Here is a 1,649-nt window from a genome sequence, read left to right as displayed (position 1 = left end):
TTGGCTCTGACTCAATCTCGATGATGTTTAGGATTTAATTGGCGTGGTTTTCTCTGGAGAATCAGCGCCATGCAGACCCGAATTCGACTTTCCGATCTGATCCCCGCCGAATTCAACGTTGAAGCAGTGCACGATGCGGCTGGCGCGATCGTTGTCGTGGCGTCGGGCCGTGCACTAGAATGCAGATGCCCCCACTGTGGAACCCTTTCTCGGCGTGTTCATAGTCGCTATCCTCGGATGCTTGCCGATCTGCCGTGTGCGGGCCGGCGGCTCGAACTGAACCTAACCGTCAGACGCTTTGTCTGTAATGCCGGCAATTGCCGCCGAAAGATTTTCGCCGAGCGCTTCGGCGACGATGTAATTCGCCCCATGGCTCGCCGGACAGCACGCCTGGACTGTCTGGTTCGCCATCTCGCTCTCGCATTGGGTGGTCGCCCGGCGGCCCGGTTTGCAGATCGTCTCGGATTCCCGGTGAGTAATGATACGCTGCTGCGAACCGTTCGCCGATACGATCGCCCCGCGCCGATACCTCCGAACGTCATCGGCATTGATGACTGGGCCTGGCGACGCAATCATCGATATGGCACCATCATTTGCGATCTTGAACGTCGAAGGGCAATCGCATTATTGCCCGACAGGGAACAGGCGACCGCCGAGGCCTGGCTGATTCAGCAACACCAGATCGAGATCGTCGCACGAGACCGTGGTGGTGGATATGCGCAGGCCGTCTCACGAGCCCTGCCACACGCCAACCAGGTTGCCGACCGTTGGCATCTGATGGAAAACGCCAGCCACGCCTTTCTTGACGCCGTTCGTAAATCGATGCGGCAGGTCCGGGTGGCAATCGGCACTGCAACCGTAAATCCGAAGCTTCTGACTGCCGCTGAGCGGCTGCAATACGAGGGATATCTGCGACGTGAAGAGGCAAATGCCGTTATCGGCGGATTCGTCGCCGATGGTGTCTCCATCAAGGAAATCGTGCGCCGAACTGGGCATAGCCGAAAGCTGGTCCGCAGTGTCGTTCGTGGTCAGCGGACAGACATCTTCCGGGTCCGGCAAACCTCTCTCGAACCCCATCTGCCTTGGCTTGAAGCTCAATGGGATGCTGGATTGCGTAATGGCGCCGAACTGTGGCGGCAGCTTCGACTGGCTGGTTTTGGCGGAAGCCTGCGTGTTGTCACCGAATGGGCAACGAGACGAAGGCGGGCAGAAAAGGCTGAAAGCGGACTTGGTCATTCTCCCGCCGCGCGCACCGTCGTTCGCCTGATGACCCTCGAGCGCAACAACCTGACCAAGGCTCAAACGATGACGGTTGCCGCCATCGAAGAGAGGCTGCCAGACCTTGTCGAGGCCAGGGATGTCGTTGAGAGCTTCCATGACATGTTGCGCCGCAAATCCTCCGGTGATCTGGAGGCCTGGATCGAACGCGCGGCGAAAAGCCTGGTCGCATCATTCGCGAATGGCGTTATCCGAGACCGAGCCGCAATCCAGAATGCCATAACCTCCAAGTGGTCGAACGGCCAGACGGAAGGCCAGATCACAAAGCTCAAGCTCATCAAACGGCAAATGTACGGGCGCGGAAAGCTCGATCTGCTTGAAGCACGCATCGTTGGAGTGCCGTGATGTCATCGAGATTGCGTCAGAGCCAA

1 protein-coding gene is annotated in these 1,649 nt (G+C 58.5%); it reads left to right on the top strand.

Translation table 11 applies throughout. From position 1 onward, the window contains the following. The first annotated feature begins 69 nt into the window (after nt 1-69). A complete protein-coding gene (locus tag GR138_RS30100; RefSeq protein WP_160862934.1) occupies nt 70-1,623 on the top strand; it encodes an ISL3 family transposase in 1,554 nt (517 codons plus the stop codon). Nucleotides 1,624-1,649: the final 26 nt, after the last annotated feature.

The organism is Shinella kummerowiae (assembly GCF_009827055.1).
GTDB classification, from domain to species: domain Bacteria; phylum Pseudomonadota; class Alphaproteobacteria; order Rhizobiales; family Rhizobiaceae; genus Shinella; species Shinella kummerowiae.
This window is presented reverse-complemented; position numbering and strand designations above follow the sequence as displayed.

What these genes read in the sequence shown, in the direction of transcription:
- GR138_RS30100 (WP_160862934.1), top strand. Translation starts at nt 70, where the DNA reads ATGCAGACCCGAATTCGACTTTCCGATCTGATCCCCGCCGAATTCAAC.